The sequence below is a fragment of the Streptomyces sp. NC-S4 genome, assembly GCF_054353315.1.
This window is the reverse complement of record NZ_CM135937.1, coordinates 3,505,599-3,522,222: the sequence shown is the minus strand read 5'-3', so window position 1 is coordinate 3,522,222 and position 16,624 is coordinate 3,505,599. Positions and strand designations below refer to the sequence as shown.

At 69.5% G+C, this 16,624-nt stretch carries 12 protein-coding genes and 2 rRNA genes; 9 read left to right on the top strand and 5 right to left on the bottom strand.

Translation table 11 applies throughout. The annotated features are described in order from the left end of the window. Positions 1-186: 186 nt before the first annotated feature. From ACXNSR_RS15450 to ACXNSR_RS15435, 4 genes are all read left to right on the top strand, one after another. Positions 187-3,306, top strand: a 23S ribosomal RNA gene (locus tag ACXNSR_RS15450). 77 nt (positions 3,307-3,383) lie between these two features. Next, positions 3,384-3,500 (top strand): 5S ribosomal RNA (gene rrf / locus ACXNSR_RS15445). An 87-nt stretch (positions 3,501-3,587) separates the two neighbouring features. After that, positions 3,588-3,956 (top strand): DUF6247 family protein, encoded by a 369-nt coding sequence (locus ACXNSR_RS15440; protein ID WP_458642591.1) that lies wholly within the window; start codon positions 3,588-3,590, stop codon positions 3,954-3,956. After that, the gene (locus ACXNSR_RS15435; RefSeq protein ID WP_458642590.1) at positions 3,953-4,243 is read left to right on the top strand and encodes a hypothetical protein; all 291 of its coding nucleotides are present in this window, start codon (positions 3,953-3,955) and stop codon (positions 4,241-4,243) included. Before ACXNSR_RS15440 ends, ACXNSR_RS15435 begins: the two co-directional genes overlap by 4 nt. A 4-nt stretch (positions 4,244-4,247) precedes the next feature. Here ACXNSR_RS15435 and ACXNSR_RS15430 read toward each other — a convergent pair whose 3' ends face one another. Genes ACXNSR_RS15430 through ACXNSR_RS15410 form a run of 5 tightly spaced genes read right to left on the bottom strand, consistent with a single transcriptional unit; the run spans position 4,248 to position 9,783 of the window. Then, positions 4,248-5,558: a DUF58 domain-containing protein gene (locus ACXNSR_RS15430; protein ID WP_458642589.1), complete on the bottom strand. Its 1,311-nt coding sequence runs from the start codon at positions 5,556-5,558 to the stop codon at positions 4,248-4,250. Then, a complete protein-coding gene (locus ACXNSR_RS15425) occupies positions 5,558-6,544 on the bottom strand; it encodes an AAA family ATPase (protein WP_458642588.1) in 987 nt (328 codons plus the stop codon). Before ACXNSR_RS15425 ends, ACXNSR_RS15430 begins: the two co-directional genes overlap by 1 nt. After that, positions 6,541-7,839 carry a DUF4350 domain-containing protein gene (locus ACXNSR_RS15420; RefSeq protein ID WP_458642587.1) on the bottom strand — a complete coding sequence of 433 codons (1,299 nt, stop codon included), beginning with the start codon at positions 7,837-7,839 and terminating at the stop codon, positions 6,541-6,543. The genes ACXNSR_RS15425 and ACXNSR_RS15420 overlap by 4 nt, the downstream gene beginning before the upstream one ends. After that, positions 7,836-8,516 carry a DUF4129 domain-containing protein gene (locus ACXNSR_RS15415; protein WP_458642586.1) on the bottom strand — a complete coding sequence of 227 codons (681 nt, stop codon included), beginning with the start codon at positions 8,514-8,516 and terminating at the stop codon, positions 7,836-7,838. Before ACXNSR_RS15415 ends, ACXNSR_RS15420 begins: the two co-directional genes overlap by 4 nt. A gap of 7 nt (positions 8,517-8,523) precedes the next feature. Further along, positions 8,524-9,783, bottom strand: coding sequence for a glycerophosphoryl diester phosphodiesterase membrane domain-containing protein (locus tag ACXNSR_RS15410; protein ID WP_458642585.1), 1,260 nt, complete (start codon positions 9,781-9,783; stop codon positions 8,524-8,526). Between the two features lie 313 nt (positions 9,784-10,096). Here ACXNSR_RS15410 and mtrA point away from each other — a divergent pair, with 313 nt between their 5' ends. The 5 genes from mtrA (at position 10,097) to hpf (ending at position 16,490) form a co-directional block, all read left to right on the top strand. Beyond that, positions 10,097-10,786 carry a two-component system response regulator MtrA gene (gene mtrA, locus ACXNSR_RS15405; protein ID WP_189747360.1) on the top strand — a complete coding sequence of 230 codons (690 nt, stop codon included), beginning with the start codon at positions 10,097-10,099 and terminating at the stop codon, positions 10,784-10,786. 1 nt (position 10,787) lies between these two features. Beyond that, positions 10,788-12,758, top strand: coding sequence for an MtrAB system histidine kinase MtrB (gene mtrB, locus ACXNSR_RS15400; RefSeq protein WP_458642584.1), 1,971 nt, complete (start codon positions 10,788-10,790; stop codon positions 12,756-12,758). Next, complete coding sequence (locus tag ACXNSR_RS15395; RefSeq protein ID WP_458642583.1) at positions 12,748-14,634, top strand: LpqB family beta-propeller domain-containing protein; 1,887 nt, start codon at positions 12,748-12,750, stop codon at positions 14,632-14,634. Before mtrB ends, ACXNSR_RS15395 begins: the two co-directional genes overlap by 11 nt. 63 nt (positions 14,635-14,697) lie before the next feature. Further along, the gene (locus tag ACXNSR_RS15390; protein ID WP_458642582.1) at positions 14,698-15,468 is read left to right on the top strand and encodes a ComF family protein; all 771 of its coding nucleotides are present in this window, start codon (positions 14,698-14,700) and stop codon (positions 15,466-15,468) included. 326 nt (positions 15,469-15,794) lie between these two features. Continuing rightward, on the top strand, positions 15,795-16,490 hold the full coding sequence (hpf, locus tag ACXNSR_RS15385) for a ribosome hibernation-promoting factor, HPF/YfiA family (protein ID WP_030010104.1): 696 nt from the start codon (positions 15,795-15,797) through the stop codon (positions 16,488-16,490). Positions 16,491-16,624 lie beyond the last annotated feature (134 nt).

Sequence of the window (16,624 nt, the reverse complement as noted above, 5' to 3'; positions counted from 1 at the left end):
TAAGTACTGCCTCGGCGTGGAACACAGTGAAGTGGACGGGATCGTGCCTGGCACGTTGTTGGGTCCTGAAGGTACGGCCGTAAGGTTGAGATCTTCAGTGCCGGCCCCGGTAAAGCATTCCTCAGGGAGTGTGTGATGGGTGGCTGGTCGTTGTTTGAGAACTACACAGTGGACGCGAGCATCTGTGGCCAAGTTTTTAAGGGCGCACGGTGGATGCCTTGGCACCAGGAACCGATGAAGGACGTGAGAGGCCGCGATAGGCCCCGGGGAGCTGCCAACTGAGCTTTGATCCGGGGGTGTCCGAATGGGGAAACCCGGCAGTCGTCATGGGCTGTCACCCACTGCTGAACACATAGGCAGTGTGGAGGGAACGAGGGGAAGTGAAACATCTCAGTACCCTCAGGAAGAGAAAACAACCGTGATTCCGGGAGTAGTGGCGAGCGAAACCGGATGAGGCCAAACCGTATGCGTGTGATACCCGGCAGGGGTTGCGTATGCGGGGTTGTGGGAATGAGCTTCAGTCGTCTGCCGGCGGCTGGGCGAGTCAGAAACCGTTGATGTAGTCGAAGGACATGCGAAAGGTCCGGCGTAGAGGGTAAGACCCCCGTAGACGAAACATCAGCGGCTTGCTTGCTCATCTCCCAAGTAGCACGGGGCCCGAGAAATCCCGTGTGAATCTGGCGGGACCACCCGCTAAGCCTAAATATTCCCTGGTGACCGATAGCGGATAGTACCGTGAGGGAATGGTGAAAAGTACCGCGGGAGCGGAGTGAAATAGTACCTGAAACCGTGTGCCTACAAGCCGTGGGAGCGTCGGATGCAGCTTGCTGTATCTCGTGACTGCGTGCCTTTTGAAGAATGAGCCTGCGAGTTAGCGGTGTGTAGCGAGGTTAACCCGTGTGGGGAAGCCGTAGCGAAAGCGAGTCCGAACAGGGCGATTGAGTTGCACGCTCTAGACCCGAAGCGGAGTGATCTAGCCATGGGCAGGTTGAAGCGGAGGTAAGACTTCGTGGAGGACCGAACCCACCAGGGTTGAAAACCTGGGGGATGACCTGTGGTTAGGGGTGAAAGGCCAATCAAACTCCGTGATAGCTGGTTCTCCCCGAAATGCATTTAGGTGCAGCGTCGTGTGTTTCTTGCCGGAGGTAGAGCACTGGATAGGCGATGGGCCCTACCGGGTTACTGACCTTAGCCAAACTCCGAATGCCGGTAAGTGAGAGCACGGCAGTGAGACTGTGGGGGATAAGCTCCATGGTCGAGAGGGAAACAGCCCAGAGCATCGACTAAGGCCCCTAAGCGTACGCTAAGTGGGAAAGGATGTGGAGTCGCAGAGACAACCAGGAGGTTGGCTTAGAAGCAGCCACCCTTGAAAGAGTGCGTAATAGCTCACTGGTCAAGTGATTCCGCGCCGACAATGTAGCGGGGCTCAAGCGTACCGCCGAAGTCGTGTCATTGCAGCAATAGGGCCAACGCCCGCTGTGATGGGTAGGGGAGCGTCGTGTGCCGGGTGAAGCAGCAGCGGAAGCTAGTTGTGGACGGTTCACGAGTGAGAATGCAGGCATGAGTAGCGATACACACGTGAGAAACGTGTGCGCCGATTGACTAAGGGTTCCTGGGTCAAGCTGATCTGCCCAGGGTAAGTCGGGACCTAAGGCGAGGCCGACAGGCGTAGTCGATGGACAACCGGTTGATATTCCGGTACCCGCTTTGAAACGCCCAATATCGAATCAGGCGATGCTAAGTCCGTGAAGCCGTTCCGGACCCTTCGGGGAAAGGAAAGTGGTGGAGCCGACGAACCAGACTTGTAGTAGGTAAGCGATGGGGTGACGCAGGAAGGTAGTCCAGCCCGGGCGGTGGTTGTCCCGGGGTAAGGGTGTAGGCCGAGGGGTAGGCAAATCCGTCCCTCATATAAGGCTGAGACCTGATGCCGAGCCGATTGTGGTGAAGTGGATGATCCTATGCTGTCGAGAAAAGCCTCTAGCGAGTTTCATGGCGGCCCGTACCCTAAACCGACTCAGGTGGTCAGGTAGAGAATACCGAGGCGTTCGGGTGAACTATGGTTAAGGAACTCGGCAAAATGCCCCCGTAACTTCGGGAGAAGGGGGGCCATCACTGGTGATCGGACTTGCTCCGTGAGCTGGGGGTGGCCGCAGAGACCAGCGAGAAGCGACTGTTTACTAAAAACACAGGTCCGTGCGAAGCCGTAAGGCGATGTATACGGACTGACGCCTGCCCGGTGCTGGAACGTTAAGGGGACCGGTTAGTGACCTTTCGGGGTTGCGAAGCTGAGAACTTAAGCGCCAGTAAACGGCGGTGGTAACTATAACCATCCTAAGGTAGCGAAATTCCTTGTCGGGTAAGTTCCGACCTGCACGAATGGCGTAACGACTTCTCGACTGTCTCAACCATAGGCCCGGTGAAATTGCACTACGAGTAAAGATGCTCGTTTCGCGCAGCAGGACGGAAAGACCCCGGGACCTTTACTACAGTTTGATATTGGTGTTCGGTTCGGCTTGTGTAGGATAGGTGGGAGACTTTGAAGCAGCCACGCCAGTGGTTGTGGAGTCGCCGTTGAAATACCACTCTGGTCGTGCTGGATGTCTAACCTCGGTCCGTGATCCGGATCAGGGACAGTGTCTGATGGGTAGTTTAACTGGGGCGGTTGCCTCCCAAAGGGTAACGGAGGCGCCCAAAGGTTCCCTCAGCCTGGTTGGCAATCAGGTGTTGAGTGTAAGTGCACAAGGGAGCTTGACTGTGAGACCGACGGGTCGAGCAGGGACGAAAGTCGGGACTAGTGATCCGGCGGTGGCTTGTGGAAGCGCCGTCGCTCAACGGATAAAAGGTACCCCGGGGATAACAGGCTGATCTTCCCCAAGAGTCCATATCGACGGGATGGTTTGGCACCTCGATGTCGGCTCGTCGCATCCTGGGGCTGGAGTCGGTCCCAAGGGTTGGGCTGTTCGCCCATTAAAGCGGTACGCGAGCTGGGTTTAGAACGTCGTGAGACAGTTCGGTCCCTATCCGCTGTGCGCGTAGGAATATTGAGAAGGGCTGTCCCTAGTACGAGAGGACCGGGACGGACGAACCTCTGGTGTGCCAGTTGTCCTGCCAAGGGCATGGCTGGTTGGCTACGTTCGGGAGGGATAACCGCTGAAAGCATCTAAGCGGGAAGCCTGCTTCAAGATGAGTATTCCCACCTCCTTGAGAGGGTAAGGCTCCCAGTAGACGACTGGGTTGATAGGCCAGATGTGGAAGCCCGGTAACGGGTGAAGCTGACTGGTACTAATAGGCCGAGGGCTTGTCCTCAGTTGCTCGCGTCCACTGTGTTAGTTCTGAAATAACGAACAGCTGTGAAAACACCAGCGTTCTAAATTTCATAGTGTTTCGGTGGTCATAGCGTTAGGGAAACGCCCGGTTACATTCCGAACCCGGAAGCTAAGCCTTTCAGCGCCGATGGTACTGCAGGGGGGACCCTGTGGGAGAGTAGGACGCCGCCGAACTTTTATTGTGGGAAAGCCCCGCACCTTATGGTGCGGGGCTTTTCTGCGTTCACGACCCAAGCGGAGCTCGGTATCCTAAGGTTCTCCGTGGAGGACACGATGACAGCACAGCACGCAGAAGCCGATGGCCCGCTCATCGCTCAGCCGGCCATGACTCGTGAGGCGCTTCGCGACGCCGTGAGGCGGCTGGACATGCCGAGCCTCGCGGCCTTCGACAAGGAGTGTCACGAGGCGTTCGACCGGGCAGCCGAGACGGGGGCCATCAACCCGCTCCGGTTCTTTCTGATCAAGTGGGCGACCCACGTTGCCATCCACAGGTGGCCGGCGAGGTCCGCGGCCTTGGCCGAAGCGGAGCGCGTCGCGGGCGACCCGACGGCGGGCGAGAAGGCCTTCCAGGCATCCATGGAGACCAGCAGTCGTATTCTGGCGGAGGCCCAGCGGGAGATCGGTCTGTGACCGACCGCGGTGAGGCCGTCGAGAACGAGCAGGGCTGGGCGTGGGAGTGCGATCCGAGCCGTGCGTGGGTACTGGGAGACATGGCCGACGACTGCCAAGCGCTCGTCAGCCGGATCATGGACGGCCTGGTGGACCTGGCCGCGATGGGAATCGACCCGAAGAGCGGCAGCCTGTACGAAGACCCGGCACCCATGCGGCTGCGTACCTACGAGGACGAGCACCTGATGGTCTGGTACCAGACCATCGGGCACCGCTGCCGGGTCTACCTCAAGCGGGTCAATCTCTGATCGATCAGAGGCGGCCGGCGGCCTTCAGGGCCAGGTAGGCGTCCGCCAGGGACGGGGCCAGGGTGTCCGGGGTGGCGTCGACGACATGGACTCCGTGGCGGGTGAGCTGGTCGGCCGTGCGGCGGCGCTGGGACTGGGTCTGGGTGCCGGCGGCGGCCTCGTAGACCGCCTCCACCGTGCCCCGTGAATTTGTCATGGCCGCGACGTGAGGGTCGGCGACCGAAGCCAGCAGGACCGTGTGGCGCTGCGTGAGACGCGGGAGCACCGGGAGCAGGCCCTCTTCGATCGGGGCCGCGTCCAGGCTCGTCAGGAGGACCACCAGGGACCTGCGCGGGGCATTGCGGAGGATGGTGGACACCAGGGTGCGGGAGTCCGTCTCGACCAGTTCCGGTTCGAGGGTGGCCATCGCGTTCACGAAGGACGGGAGGACGTCGGCCGAGGCGCGCCCCTGGACCTGGGCCCGGGGGCGGCGGTCGTGGGCCAGGAGGTCCACGCGGTCGCCGGCGCGGGTGGCCAGTGCGGCGAGGAGCAGGGCCGCGTCCATCGCGGAGTCCAGGCGGGGGGCGTCGCCGACGCGGCCCGCCGAGGTGCGGCCGGTGTCCAGGCAGATGAGGATGTGCCGGTCGCGTTCGGGGCGCCAGGTGCGGACGGCCACCTTGTTCTGGCGGGCCGTGGCGCGCCAGTCGATGGAGCGGGTGTCGTCGCCGGGGACGTAGTCGCGGAGGCTGTCGAACTCGGTGCCCTCGCCGCGGGTCAGGACGCTCGTACGGCCGTCCAGTTCGCGCAGGCGGGCCAGCCGGGACGGGAGGTGCTTGCGGCTGGTGAAGGGCGGCAGGACGCGGACGGTCCAGGGGGGCACCTGGGAGCCCTGGCGGGCCCACAGGCCCAGGGGGCCGTATGAGCGGATGGTGACGCGGTCGGCCCGGCGGTCGCCGCGGCGGGTCGGCAGCAGCCGGGTGGTCAGTCGGCGGCGTTCGCCCGCGGGGACGACCACTTCGTGGCGGGACGCGGCGGTCTCCGTCCCCGGGAGCCAGCTGCTCGGGGGCCAGGCGTCGCGGACGCGGGCCCGGAGCTTGCGGCTGCTGGGGTTGGTGACGGTGAGGTGGACGTCCGCCGGTTCGCCGAGGCGGACCGAGGTGTCTCCGGAGCGGGCCAGCACGAGGCCGCGTACGGGCGCCGCCAGGGCGCAGTCGAGCGCGCAGGCCAGGGCGATCGGGCCGTTGACGGCGAGCATGCCGGTCCAGCTCGGTTCGAGGAGGCCGACCGGGATGCTGCCGAGGGCCGCCAGCAGGGCGGCGCGTCCGGTGAGCGCCATCAGCGGGGGACGGGGACGTGGGAGAGGATCGCCGTGATGACGGCGTCGGCCGTGACTCCCTCCATCTCCGCTTCCGGGCGCAGCTGGACGCGGTGGCGCAGGGTCGGCAGGGCGAGGGCCTTGACGTCGTCGGGGGTGACGTAGTCGCGGCCGGTGAGCCAGGCCCAGGCGCGGGCGGTGGCCAGCAGGGCGGTCGCGCCGCGGGGGGAGACGCCGAGGGTGAGGGACGGCGATTCGCGCGTGGCGCGGCAGACGTCGACGACGTAGCCGGCGATCTCGGGGGAGACGGACACCTGGGCGACGGCCCGGCGGGCGGCTTCGAGCTGGGCCGGTCCGGCGACCGGGCGGATGCCGGCGGCGTGCAGGTCGCGGGGGTTGAAGCCGGCGGCGTGGCGGGTCAGGACCCCGATCTCGTCCTCGCGGGAGGGGAGGGGGACGGTGAGCTTGAGGAGGAAGCGGTCGAGCTGGGCTTCCGGGAGGGGGTACGTGCCCTCGTACTCGACCGGGTTCATGGTGGCGGCGACGAGGAACGGGTCGGGCAGCTTCCGCGGGGTGCCGTCGACGGTGACCTGGCGTTCCTCCATCGCTTCGAGGAGGGAGGACTGGGTCTTGGGCGGGGTGCGGTTGATCTCGTCCGCGAGGAGGAGGTTGGTGAAGACCGGGCCGTCCTGGAAGGAGAACTCGGCGGTGCGGGCGTCGTAGACGAGCGAGCCGGTGACGTCGCTCGGCATCAGGTCGGGGGTGAACTGGACGCGCTTGGTGTCGAGTTCGAGGGCGGCGGCCAGGGCCCGTACGAGGAGGGTCTTGGCGACGCCGGGGACGCCTTCGAGGAGGACGTGGCCGCGGCACAGGAGCGCGACGACGAGTCCGGTGACGGCGGAGTCCTGACCGACCACGGCCTTGCCGATCTCGGTGCGGAGCGCTTCGAGGGAAGCGCGGGCGCTGTCCGCGGTCACTGCCGTGGACTCGGTGGCCGGGTACGTCATGACGTACGGACCTCTCTTTCGAGGGCGTCGAGGTGGTCGGCGAGCGCGACGAGTGCCGCGTCGTCGGAGGGGGTGGTGCCGAAGAGGAGGGCGGTCGCGTCACGGGGCTCGCCGGTCAGGCGGGCGGAGACGGCCGGGACCAGTGCCGCGGGGTCGTGGGCCTGGGTGTGCGGTACGCCGAGCAGTGCGGCGAGGCGTTCGCGGGCGGCGGCGCGCAGCACGGTGGCGGCGCGGTCGCGGGCGTCGGCCTTGCGGTAGAGGCGGGCGCGGCCCTCGGTGGCCTCGGAGGCGCGGATGGCGACGGGGAGCTTCTCGGTGACGAGGGGGCCCAGGCGTCGGGCGCGCCAGAGGGCGGCGAGGGCGGCGGCGACGAAGAGCTGGAGCAGGGCCCAGGACCAGCCGGCCGGGATGAGGTCGAGGAGGCCCTTGTCCTCGTCGGAGGGCGCGGTGTCGGGGTCGGAGTCCGCGAGGGACGGCAGGTACCAGACGAGGTCCGGGCGGGAGCCGAGGAGCTGGAGGGCGAGGGAGGCGTTGCCCTCGTCGGCGAGGGACTCGTTGAGGAGGATCGTCTCGGAGCCGAGGAGGACGGTGTCGCCGCCGGTGGGGCCGGTGGGGAGGACGAGGAGGGTGGGGTGGCCGCCGCTGGGGTAGCAGGCGGTGGCCCGGGGGAGGGCGGTGGTGTAGCTGAGGCCGCCGCCGGTGTCGGCGCGGCCGGCCGAGGTGGCGGCGGGCAGGGTGCAGCCGGGGTCGGGGCGGTTCGTGGGGGCGTCGCCGGCGGTGTGCACGCCGGGGGAGAGGTCGCCGAGGCTGTGGCTGCCGGGGGCGAGGAGGACGGTGCGGCCGCCGGAGAGGTCGATGGCCGAGCGGATGACGCCGCGCTGGGTGGCGCCGAGCCGGTCGGGGGCGGTGACCAGGAGGGTGGTGCGGGGGCCGGCGGCGTCGGCGGCTTCGCGGGCGGTGGTGACGACGCGGGTGGTGACGCCGCGTTCCTTGAGGAGCTCGGCGACGGCGTGGCTGCCGAAGGGGTCGGTGCTGCGGGGGTCGAGCTGGCCGTGGCGGCTGCCGGAGCTGAGGGCGGCCATGGCGATGGCGCCGGCGGCGAGGACGGCCACGGCGGTGAGGGCGCGGCGGATCCGGCGCAGGTTGCGGGTGCGCGGGGCGGCGGCGGTGGCGGTGGCGTTGCCCCCGGGCTCCGGCCCCTCGGAAGCGGCGGCGGCCGTGGTGGCCGTGGTGGCCGCGGGGGACGTCGGGGCCGAAGCGGCCGCCTTCGGGGCCGGGTCGGTCGGGCCGGTCATGCGGTGGGTCCCGTCAGCAGCGGCTTCGCGCGGTCCAGGGTGAGGTCGAGGGCGCGCAGGCGGGCGTACGTGTCGGCGTCGGCGGTGCGGCCGCCGTAGGTGACGTCGTCGAAGGTACGGGCGGCGGCGCGGAGGTCCGCGGCGTGGTCGGGCAGGGAGACCGCGGCTTCGGCGGCGGCCTCGTCGGCGGTGCGTCCGGGGCGCGGGTCGAGCAGGGTGCGCTCCTCCAGGGAGCGGACGACGGCGCGCATCCGTTCCTGCACGGCTTCGGTCCAGCGGCCGGCGGCGGCGTGGGCGTCGGCCGCGGTGCGGTGGTCGGCGGCGCTGCGGGTGCCGTCGGCGAAGAGGACGCCGGGGCCGGTGGCGGTCCGGCCGGGGGTGCCCAGGCGCCACCAGAGGGCGCCGACGGCGAGGACCACGAGGAGGAGGATGACGAGGAGGCCGAAGCCGCCTCCGGGGGTCGCCCCGGAGGCGGCGCCGAACAGGTCGTCGAGCCAGTCGAAGAACTTGCGCACGGCGCGGTCGAACAGGCTCGGGTCGTTCTCGTGGTACATCGGCTTGGACAGTTCGCGCTCCGCCGCCTCCCTGGCGGGTTCGCGCGGTGTCGTCACCGGTGGTGTCTCGGCGCTCGGCAGGAGCGCCGTGGCGCGGGTGATGAGGCCCCCCGTACTCATCATCTGTGCGTCAGCCTCCGGTCGTGCCGTAGTTCTCGATGCCGGCGGCGCGGGCGAGCTCCAGGTCGAGTCCCTCGCGGCGGATGCGCTGGTCGACGTAGAGGAGCACGGTGACGCCGGACTGGAACGGCATGACGATGGTCTGCGCGATGATCAGGCCGATCGCGGGGCCGATCAGCGCGCCCCAGCTGTTCATGCCGGTGCCGTCCTCGAGGGCGTCGATGCCGCCGCCGAAGGCGAGGAGGCTGATGATCTGGAACGGGGCGACGATCATCCCCGAGATGAAGAAGGCGATGACGGTGGTGAGCACCGTGATGCCGCAGATGCGCCACCAGGTGTTCTTGACGAGCTTCGAGGAGCGCGCGAAGGCCTTGAAGACGCTGCTCTTCTCCAGCATCAGGGCGGGTGAGGCCAGGGTGAACTTGATGCCCAGCCAGACCAGGAGCGGCACCCAGAGGACGACGCCGAGGATGACGAGGCCGATGCTTTCGGTGAGGGCGCCGGGCAGGATCAGGACGGCGCCCAGCAGGACGGCGCCCAGGGCCATCAGCAGGGTGAGCCCGATCAGGCGCAGCAGCTGGGGGCGGGCCTCGCGCCAGGCGTCGGAGACCGAGGAGTGCTGGCCGAGCACGGCGCGGCTGAAGACCATCGTGAGCATCGCGGTGACCAGGATGGTTCCGAGGAACTGGATGAACTGGATCACCACGGACGCGCCGAGGGTCCTGCCGAGCGAGTCGAAGATCTCCTCGGGGCCGGCGTCCGGGTTCGTGGCGAAGGCGAGGTCGTCCAGCATGAACTTCTGGACGATCACACTGATCACCTGGACGACGGTGGCCACGACCAGGGTGATCGGCAGTACCGCGCGCCAGTGGGTGCGCATGGTGGCGACCGCGCCGTCGAGGATCTCGCCGAGTCCCAGGGGCCGCAGGGGGATCACACCGGGCTTGGCGGCGGGGGGCTGGCCCCACTGGCCGGGGCCGCCCGGGTAGCCCTGCTGGGGGCCGTACTGGCCCGCCTGCGGGGTGCCCGGCTGCTGCCCCCAGCCCGTGGTGGGCTGCGGCTGCGCCTGCGGGGCCGCCGGAGTGGTGCCCGGGCTCGACCACTGACCGGGCGGCGGCTGCTCGGCGGACCACTTCGGGTCGCCGGCGGGCTGCGCGGGAGGTGCGGGCTGGGCGGACGGTGCGGGCTGCTGCGTACCGCCCTCGGTGCCCGGCCGCTCGCCGTCGGACGGAGAGGATCCGGGCGAAGCCCAGCCCGGAGAGTCGTTCATCGTCACTCCTTCTTGTGCGCCTGCCGCGGCGGGGCGCTGGTCGCTGCCATCGTGCCACGTGGGGGGCCCGAACGGAGTAGGGGGTGGGCGGCGGATCCGGTGCGGTGGCGGGGTGGGGAGGGTCGCTGCGGCGTGATCACGACCGGTCGGACGGTTCCGGGCGGTACCGAGGGTTCTTCGCAGCCCGTACCTTCAATAGTCGACCCGATCGGGGGCAGACTGGTGGAGCTGATCTCCACGCAGGTCCGAGGGTCGATTTCCAGCCCTTTTGGCTGTGGGACAGCTCACCGCCGGGTCACGATTAGCTAATGGGATGATGTCAACCATGAAGGGACGCGTCCTTGTCGTCGACGACGACACCGCGCTGGCCGAGATGCTCGGCATTGTGCTGCGTGGAGAAGGTTTTGAGCCGTCGTTCGTAGCGGACGGTGACAAGGCACTTGCTGCCTTCCGGGAGGCGAAGCCGGACCTGGTGCTGCTGGACCTCATGCTGCCCGGGAGGGACGGCATAGAGGTGTGCCGCCTGATCCGGGCGGAGTCCGGAGTGCCGATCGTCATGCTCACCGCCAAGAGCGACACGGTCGATGTCGTCGTGGGCCTGGAGTCCGGGGCCGACGACTACATCGTGAAGCCGTTCAAGCCGAAGGAGCTGGTGGCCCGCATCCGGGCCCGTCTGCGCCGGTCGGAGGAGCCCGCGCCCGAGCAGCTGGCCATCGGTGACCTGGTCATCGACGTGGCCGGGCACTCGGTCAAGCGGGACGGTGCCTCGATCGCGCTGACCCCGCTCGAGTTCGACCTGCTGGTCGCCCTCGCGCGCAAGCCCTGGCAGGTCTTCACCCGTGAGGTGCTGCTGGAGCAGGTCTGGGGCTACCGGCACGCGGCGGACACCCGCCTGGTCAACGTGCACGTGCAGCGTCTGCGCTCCAAGGTCGAGAAGGACCCGGAGCGCCCTGAGATCGTCGTGACGGTGCGTGGTGTCGGCTACAAGGCCGGACCCAGCTGACGTGCAGTCCGGTACGTCCGGCGTGTCCGGCAGGGTTCCGGGCGGCCTGCGCCCGTGGCGGCTGCGCTTCGGCCGGCTCTTCCGGGACCGGGCGTCCAGCAGCCGTGTCCTGAGGCTGTTCCTGCGCCTGGCGCGCCGGCCGGTGCTTCCGGCCGTCCGGCTGTGGCGGCGCAACATCCAGCTCCGGGTGGTCGCCGCCACCCTGCTGATCTCGCTCGCCGTGGTCCTCGCGCTGGGGTTCGTCGTCATCGCGCAGGTCAGCAGGGGTCTCCTGGAGGCCAAGGAGGAGGCGGCGCAGAGCCAGGCCGCGGGCGGGTTCGCGGTGGCGCAGGAGAAGGCCAACGCCCCGGCCACGGTCGACGGGCCCGACGCCACCGACAACAAGGTCGGCCGGGACGCCAGTACCTGGATGAACTCGCTGGTCAAACAGTTGGCCAGTGGTGGCCAGACCGCTTTCGAGGTCGTCGCGCTGGGCGCGGGCACGGGTGACGAGGCGCTGCCCGGAACGCAGGGCGTCAAGGGCGCCCGGGCCTCCGGCAACGTGGATCCGACCGCCAGTGTCCCGCTTCCGCTGCGCCGGGCCGTCAACCATGCCACCGGTGCCTTCAAGACCTTCTCCGAGATCCGCTACACCAGCGGGGACGGGGCCAAGGAGCCCGAGCCGGCGCTGGTCATCGGCAAGCGGCTCTCGGACATCAACGGCGACCCGTACGACCTGTACTACCTTTTCCCGCTCACGCAGGAGGAGGAGTCCCTCAATCTGATCAAGGTCACCATCGTGACCGCGGGGCTGTTCGTCGTCGTCCTGCTCTGCGGCATCGCCTGGCTCGTGGTGCGCTCGGTGGTGACCCCGGTCCGGATGGCCGCCGGGATCGCCGAGCGGCTCTCTGCCGGGCGCCTCCAGGAGCGGATGAAGGTCACGGGCGAGGACGACATCGCGCGCCTCGGCGAGGCCTTCAACAAGATGGCGCAGAACCTCCAGAACAAGATCCAGCAGCTGGAGGAGCTGTCCCGGATGCAGCGCCGGTTCGTCTCGGACGTCTCGCACGAGCTGCGCACGCCGCTGACGACGGTACGGATGGCCGCCGACGTCATCCATGACGCCCGGGTCGACTTCGACCCGATCACCGCGCGCTCCGCCGAGCTGCTCGCAGGGCAGCTCGACCGGTTCGAGTCGCTCCTCGCCGACCTGCTGGAGATCAGCCGCTTCGACGCCGGGGCCGCGGCCCTGGAGGCCGAGCCCATCGACCTGCGTGACGTCGTGCGCCGGGTCATCGACGGTGCCGAGCCGCTCGCCGAGCACAAGGGCACCCGGATCCGGGTCCTGGGCGACACCCAGCCGGTCATCGCCGAGGCCGATGCCCGGCGTGTGGAGCGGGTGCTGCGCAATCTGGTCGTCAACGCCGTGGAGCACGGCGAGGGCCGCGACGTGGTGGTCCGGCTGGCGTCCGCGGGCGGGGCCGTCGCCGTCGCCGTACGGGACTACGGGGTCGGGCTGAAGCCCGGCGAGGCCACGCGCGTCTTCAACCGCTTCTGGCGGGCCGACCCGGCGCGGGCGCGCACGACCGGCGGGACCGGCCTCGGCCTGTCCATCGCCGTCGAGGACGCCCGGCTGCACGGGGGCTGGCTGCAGGCCTGGGGCGAGCCGGGCGGCGGTTCGCAGTTCCGGCTGACCCTGCCGCGCACCGCCGACGAGCCGCTGCGGGGCTCGCCCATCCCGCTGGAGCCCGAGGACTCCCGGGCCAACCGCGCCAACCGGGCCAGGGCCGCGGCCGAGGCCGAGGCCGCGGGCGGTGCGGCGGACCGCAAGCCCGCCGACGCGGGCGACCGCTCGCCGATACCGCCGCGCTCGCCCGTCGCCGGGGCGATGCCGGTGCCCGCCGACCCGACGGCCCTGCCGGGGAACGGGGCCCGGGTCGTGGCCCGCCCGGCCGAGCAGGCACAACAGGAGGACCGAGCCGATGGACGCTGAGCCCTTGGACGCACGGGCGGGGCGTGCGCGGGTGCGGCGCCGTCGGCTGCGCACCGTACGGGCGTACGCCCTCGGCGCGGCCGGGCTGCTGCTCGCGGGGTGCGCCTCCATGCCGAACCGGGGCGACATCCGCCCGGTGCAGGCCTCGCAGGGCGTGGATTCGCAGGTCCGGGTGTTCGGCGTACCGCCCGCGGACAAGGCCAGCCCGGCGGAGATCGTCGACGGCTTCCTGGAGGCGATGACCAGCGACGACCCGCAGCTGGAGACGGCCCGCAAGTACCTGACCAAGGCGGCCGCGGAGAGCTGGAAGCCCGGCTCGGCCGTCACCGTGCTCTCCTCCGGGCTCAACCGGGTTCCGAACCGGGGCGAGAAGGACCCCGAGGGTCCCCGCTGGAAGGTGACCGGCAAGAAGCTCGCGACCGTCGACGAGCACAGCGCGTACCAGCCGCAGACCGGGGCAAGGGAGTACGAGGAGTTCCTCCAGCTCGTCCAGAACGAGGACAAGCAGTGGCGGATCTCGACCCCGCCGAGCGGGCTCGTGCTCAGCGAGTCGGACTTCCAGCGCATCTACATGCCGGTCAACAAGTACTACTTCGCGGGCGGCACGCTCGTCGCCGACCCCGTCTACGTGCGTCAGCGCACCGACCCGGACTCGCGGATGGACCCGACCACGCAGACCGTGCAGTCGCTGCTGGCGGGGCCGTCGCGGTGGCTCGCCCCGGTCGTGGAGTCCAGCTTCCCCACCGGTACGGAACTGAGCCCGGGCACCAAGTCCCTTTCGTACGACGGGCAGAACACGCTGCGCGTGCCGCTCAACGAGAAGGCCGAGAACGTCGCGCAGCCGCAGTGCAAGAAGATGGCCACCCAACTCCTCTACACGGTCAAGGATCTGACGGGTTCCCGGCTCGACCAGGTCGAACTGGTGCGGGCGGGCGGCAAGTCGACCTCGCTGTGCTCGGTGAGCGAGGTGAGCGCGGCCTCGATCGCGGGCCGGCCCAAGATCCCCGAGTTCCAGTACTTCGTCGACAGCGAGAAGCGGCTGGTCCGGATGAAGCTGGACACGAGCAGCGAGGACCTGCAGGTCCGGCCCGAACCGGTGCCGGGGCCGCTGGCCACCCCTCCCGGGTTCAAGGTCAGATCGGCGGCGGTCTCGCACGACGAGCGGCGCGCGGCCGTGGTCTCCGAGGACGAGCACGCGCTGTACGTCGTGCCGCTGGTCGGGGGCGGGGCGATGCCGCAGCCGATGCCGATCGGCAAGGGCGGCAAGACGGCGTTGCTGACCGCGCCGAGCTGGGACGCCTCCGGTGATCTGTGGGTCGCGGACCGGGATCCGCAGTCCCCGGGGCTGTGGCGGGTCCCCGGTGGTGCCGGAACGCCCGAGAAGGTACAGGTGGCGGGGCTCGACGGACGGAAGATCGCCTCGCTGAAGGCGTCCGCCGACGGGGCCCGGATCGCCCTGCTGGTGGAGCAGCCCGGCGGCGGCAGCAAGGTCCTCTACGTCGGGCGGATCGAGCGGCCCGACGGCAAGGGCGACTCCTCGGCGGTGTCGGTGCGCGAGCTGCGTCAGGCGGCCCCGCAGATGGTCGACGTGACGGCGATGAGCTGGGCGCCGCGCGGGCGGCTGCTCGTGGTGGGCCGGGAGAACGGCGGCGTGCAGCAGGCCCGCTACATGCTGGCCGACGGTTCGATGGTCGCGGCGAGCCTGCCCGGGGCCACCGGGCTGTCGGAGGTGGCGGTCGCGGCCACGGAGGACGAGGCGAAGCCGAAGCCGGTGGTCGCGTTCTCGGAGGACGGGATCGTGTGGCTGCCGCCGGGTGCCCAGTGGCGCACGGTGGCGGCGGGTGCGGGCGGCCGGGGGCCGGTGTACCCGGGCTGACCTGCCCCCGGGCCGGTTTCCACAGGGGTCGCGCCCGGTGGCCCGGCCCGTCAGTGTGGAGCCATGCGGGGTTGGTGGCAGGAGCTCGCCGGGCTGGTCCTGCCCGTCGACTGCGCCGGCTGCGGGGCGGTCCGGGTGCTGGTGTGCGCCGCGTGCCGGGACGCGCTGAGCGGGGCCGGGGAAGGGCCGGTGCGGCCGTCCCCGCGGCCCGCGGGCCTGCCGGTGGTACGGGCCGCCGCCGTCTACGAGGGGGCCGTACGGAGCCTCCTGCTGGCGCACAAGGAGCGCGGGGCGCTGCCGCTGGCCGGGGTGCTCGGGGCGGGCCTCGCGGCGGCCGTCCTGGCGGGCGGTCGCGGCGGTGCGGGCGGTGCGGGCGGTGCGGGGGACGTGGCGCTGGTCCCGGTCCCGTCGGCGCGGCGGCAGGTCCGGGCGCGCGGGCACGATCCGGCGCGCAGGATCGCGCTGGCGGCCGCGGGGCGGCTGCGGCGGGCCGGTGTTCCCGCGCGCGTGGCGCCCGTACTGGGGCTGCGGCGGGCGGTGGCGGACCAGGCGGGGCTGGGGGCGCGGGAGCGCCGGGAGAACCTCACGGGGGCGCTGGGGGTGCGTCGGGGCGGGCGGCGGCTGATGGCCGGGGCGGCCCGGATCGTGCTCGTGGACGACCTGATCACCACGGGGGCGACGCTGGCGGAGGCGGCCCGGGCGGTGCGCGCCGAGGGGCTGGTGGCGGGGGTGGCGACGGCCCCGGGGGCAGGGCCGGGGGCGGTGCTGGGGGCGGCGGTGGTGGCCGCGCCGGCGGACTCGTTCGGACGGATCGGACGGACGCCACGTCTTTGAGCAACTCGGACAGAACAAAAATCTTGTGAATAGATTTGGAACTGGCGGGGAAGGCCCATCGTTGCAGGTAGTAAGAGGGAACAGTCACCTGACTGGAAGTACATTCCGGTAGCGGGTGCCGACAACCGCCATAGAGGGATATGTTCGGTTGTAAGGAACTCAGGAGACTGTCTCTCGACTCCGAAGTCGGTGGGGTGTTGATCTTGCCGATGGGGGAGGAGGAGGTGAAAGTCGCCAAGTCCGAGGCTCCGGCCTTCACCGGAGTCTGGTGCGAAAGGGAGACGCTTCGCCCCGTCGGGCGGAGCTATCCGGGAACGGAGTTCTGCGTGGACATCGTCGTCAAGGGCCGCAAGACCGAGGTGCCCGAGCGGTTCCGCAAGCACGTGGCCGAGAAGCTGAATCCGGAGCGGATCCAGAAGCTCGACGCCAAGGTGATCAGCTTGGACGTCGAGGTGTCCAAGGAGCACAACCCGCGCCAGGCCGACCGTTCCGACCGCGTGGAGATCACCCTGCGTTCGCGGGGCCCGGTGATCCGTGCCGAGGCCGCCGCCGCCGACGCGTACGCGGCGCTGGACCTGGCTCAGGACAAGCTGGAGGCCCGGCTGCGCAAGCAGCACGACAAGCGTTACACCCGCCGTGGCAACGGCCGGCTCTCGGCGGCGGAGGTCGCCGACGTGGTGCCGGGCGTCGCATCGCTGAACGGCAGTGGACAGCCGGTTTCGGAGGAGAAGACGGACGGGGTGCCGATCACCCGGATCGGATCCCTCGAGGTGCAGGGCGAAGGCCCGCTGATCGTTCGCGAGAAGACCCACTCGGCCGCGCCCATGTCGCTCGACCAGGCCCTGTACGAGATGGAACTGGTCGGTCACGACTTCTATCTGTTCGTCGACTCCGAGACGAAGTTGCCCAGTGTCGTCTACCGCCGTCATGCCTATGACTACGGCGTCATCCACGTGAACCCCGACGGTGCCTCCAGCTCGGAGGAACCGCGGGGCGGCGCCGGTGGCGCGCTCGGCGGCTGACGCCGGGCACATCCGTACAACCGCCCCCGTGAGGGCGCTCCGGCGCCTTCGCGGGGGCGCCTGCATGACCGGTATCCGACGGGTTTGCGCCAGGTGGCTCACTTTTGGCCCCCGGGCCGTGGTGCGGGCATGGA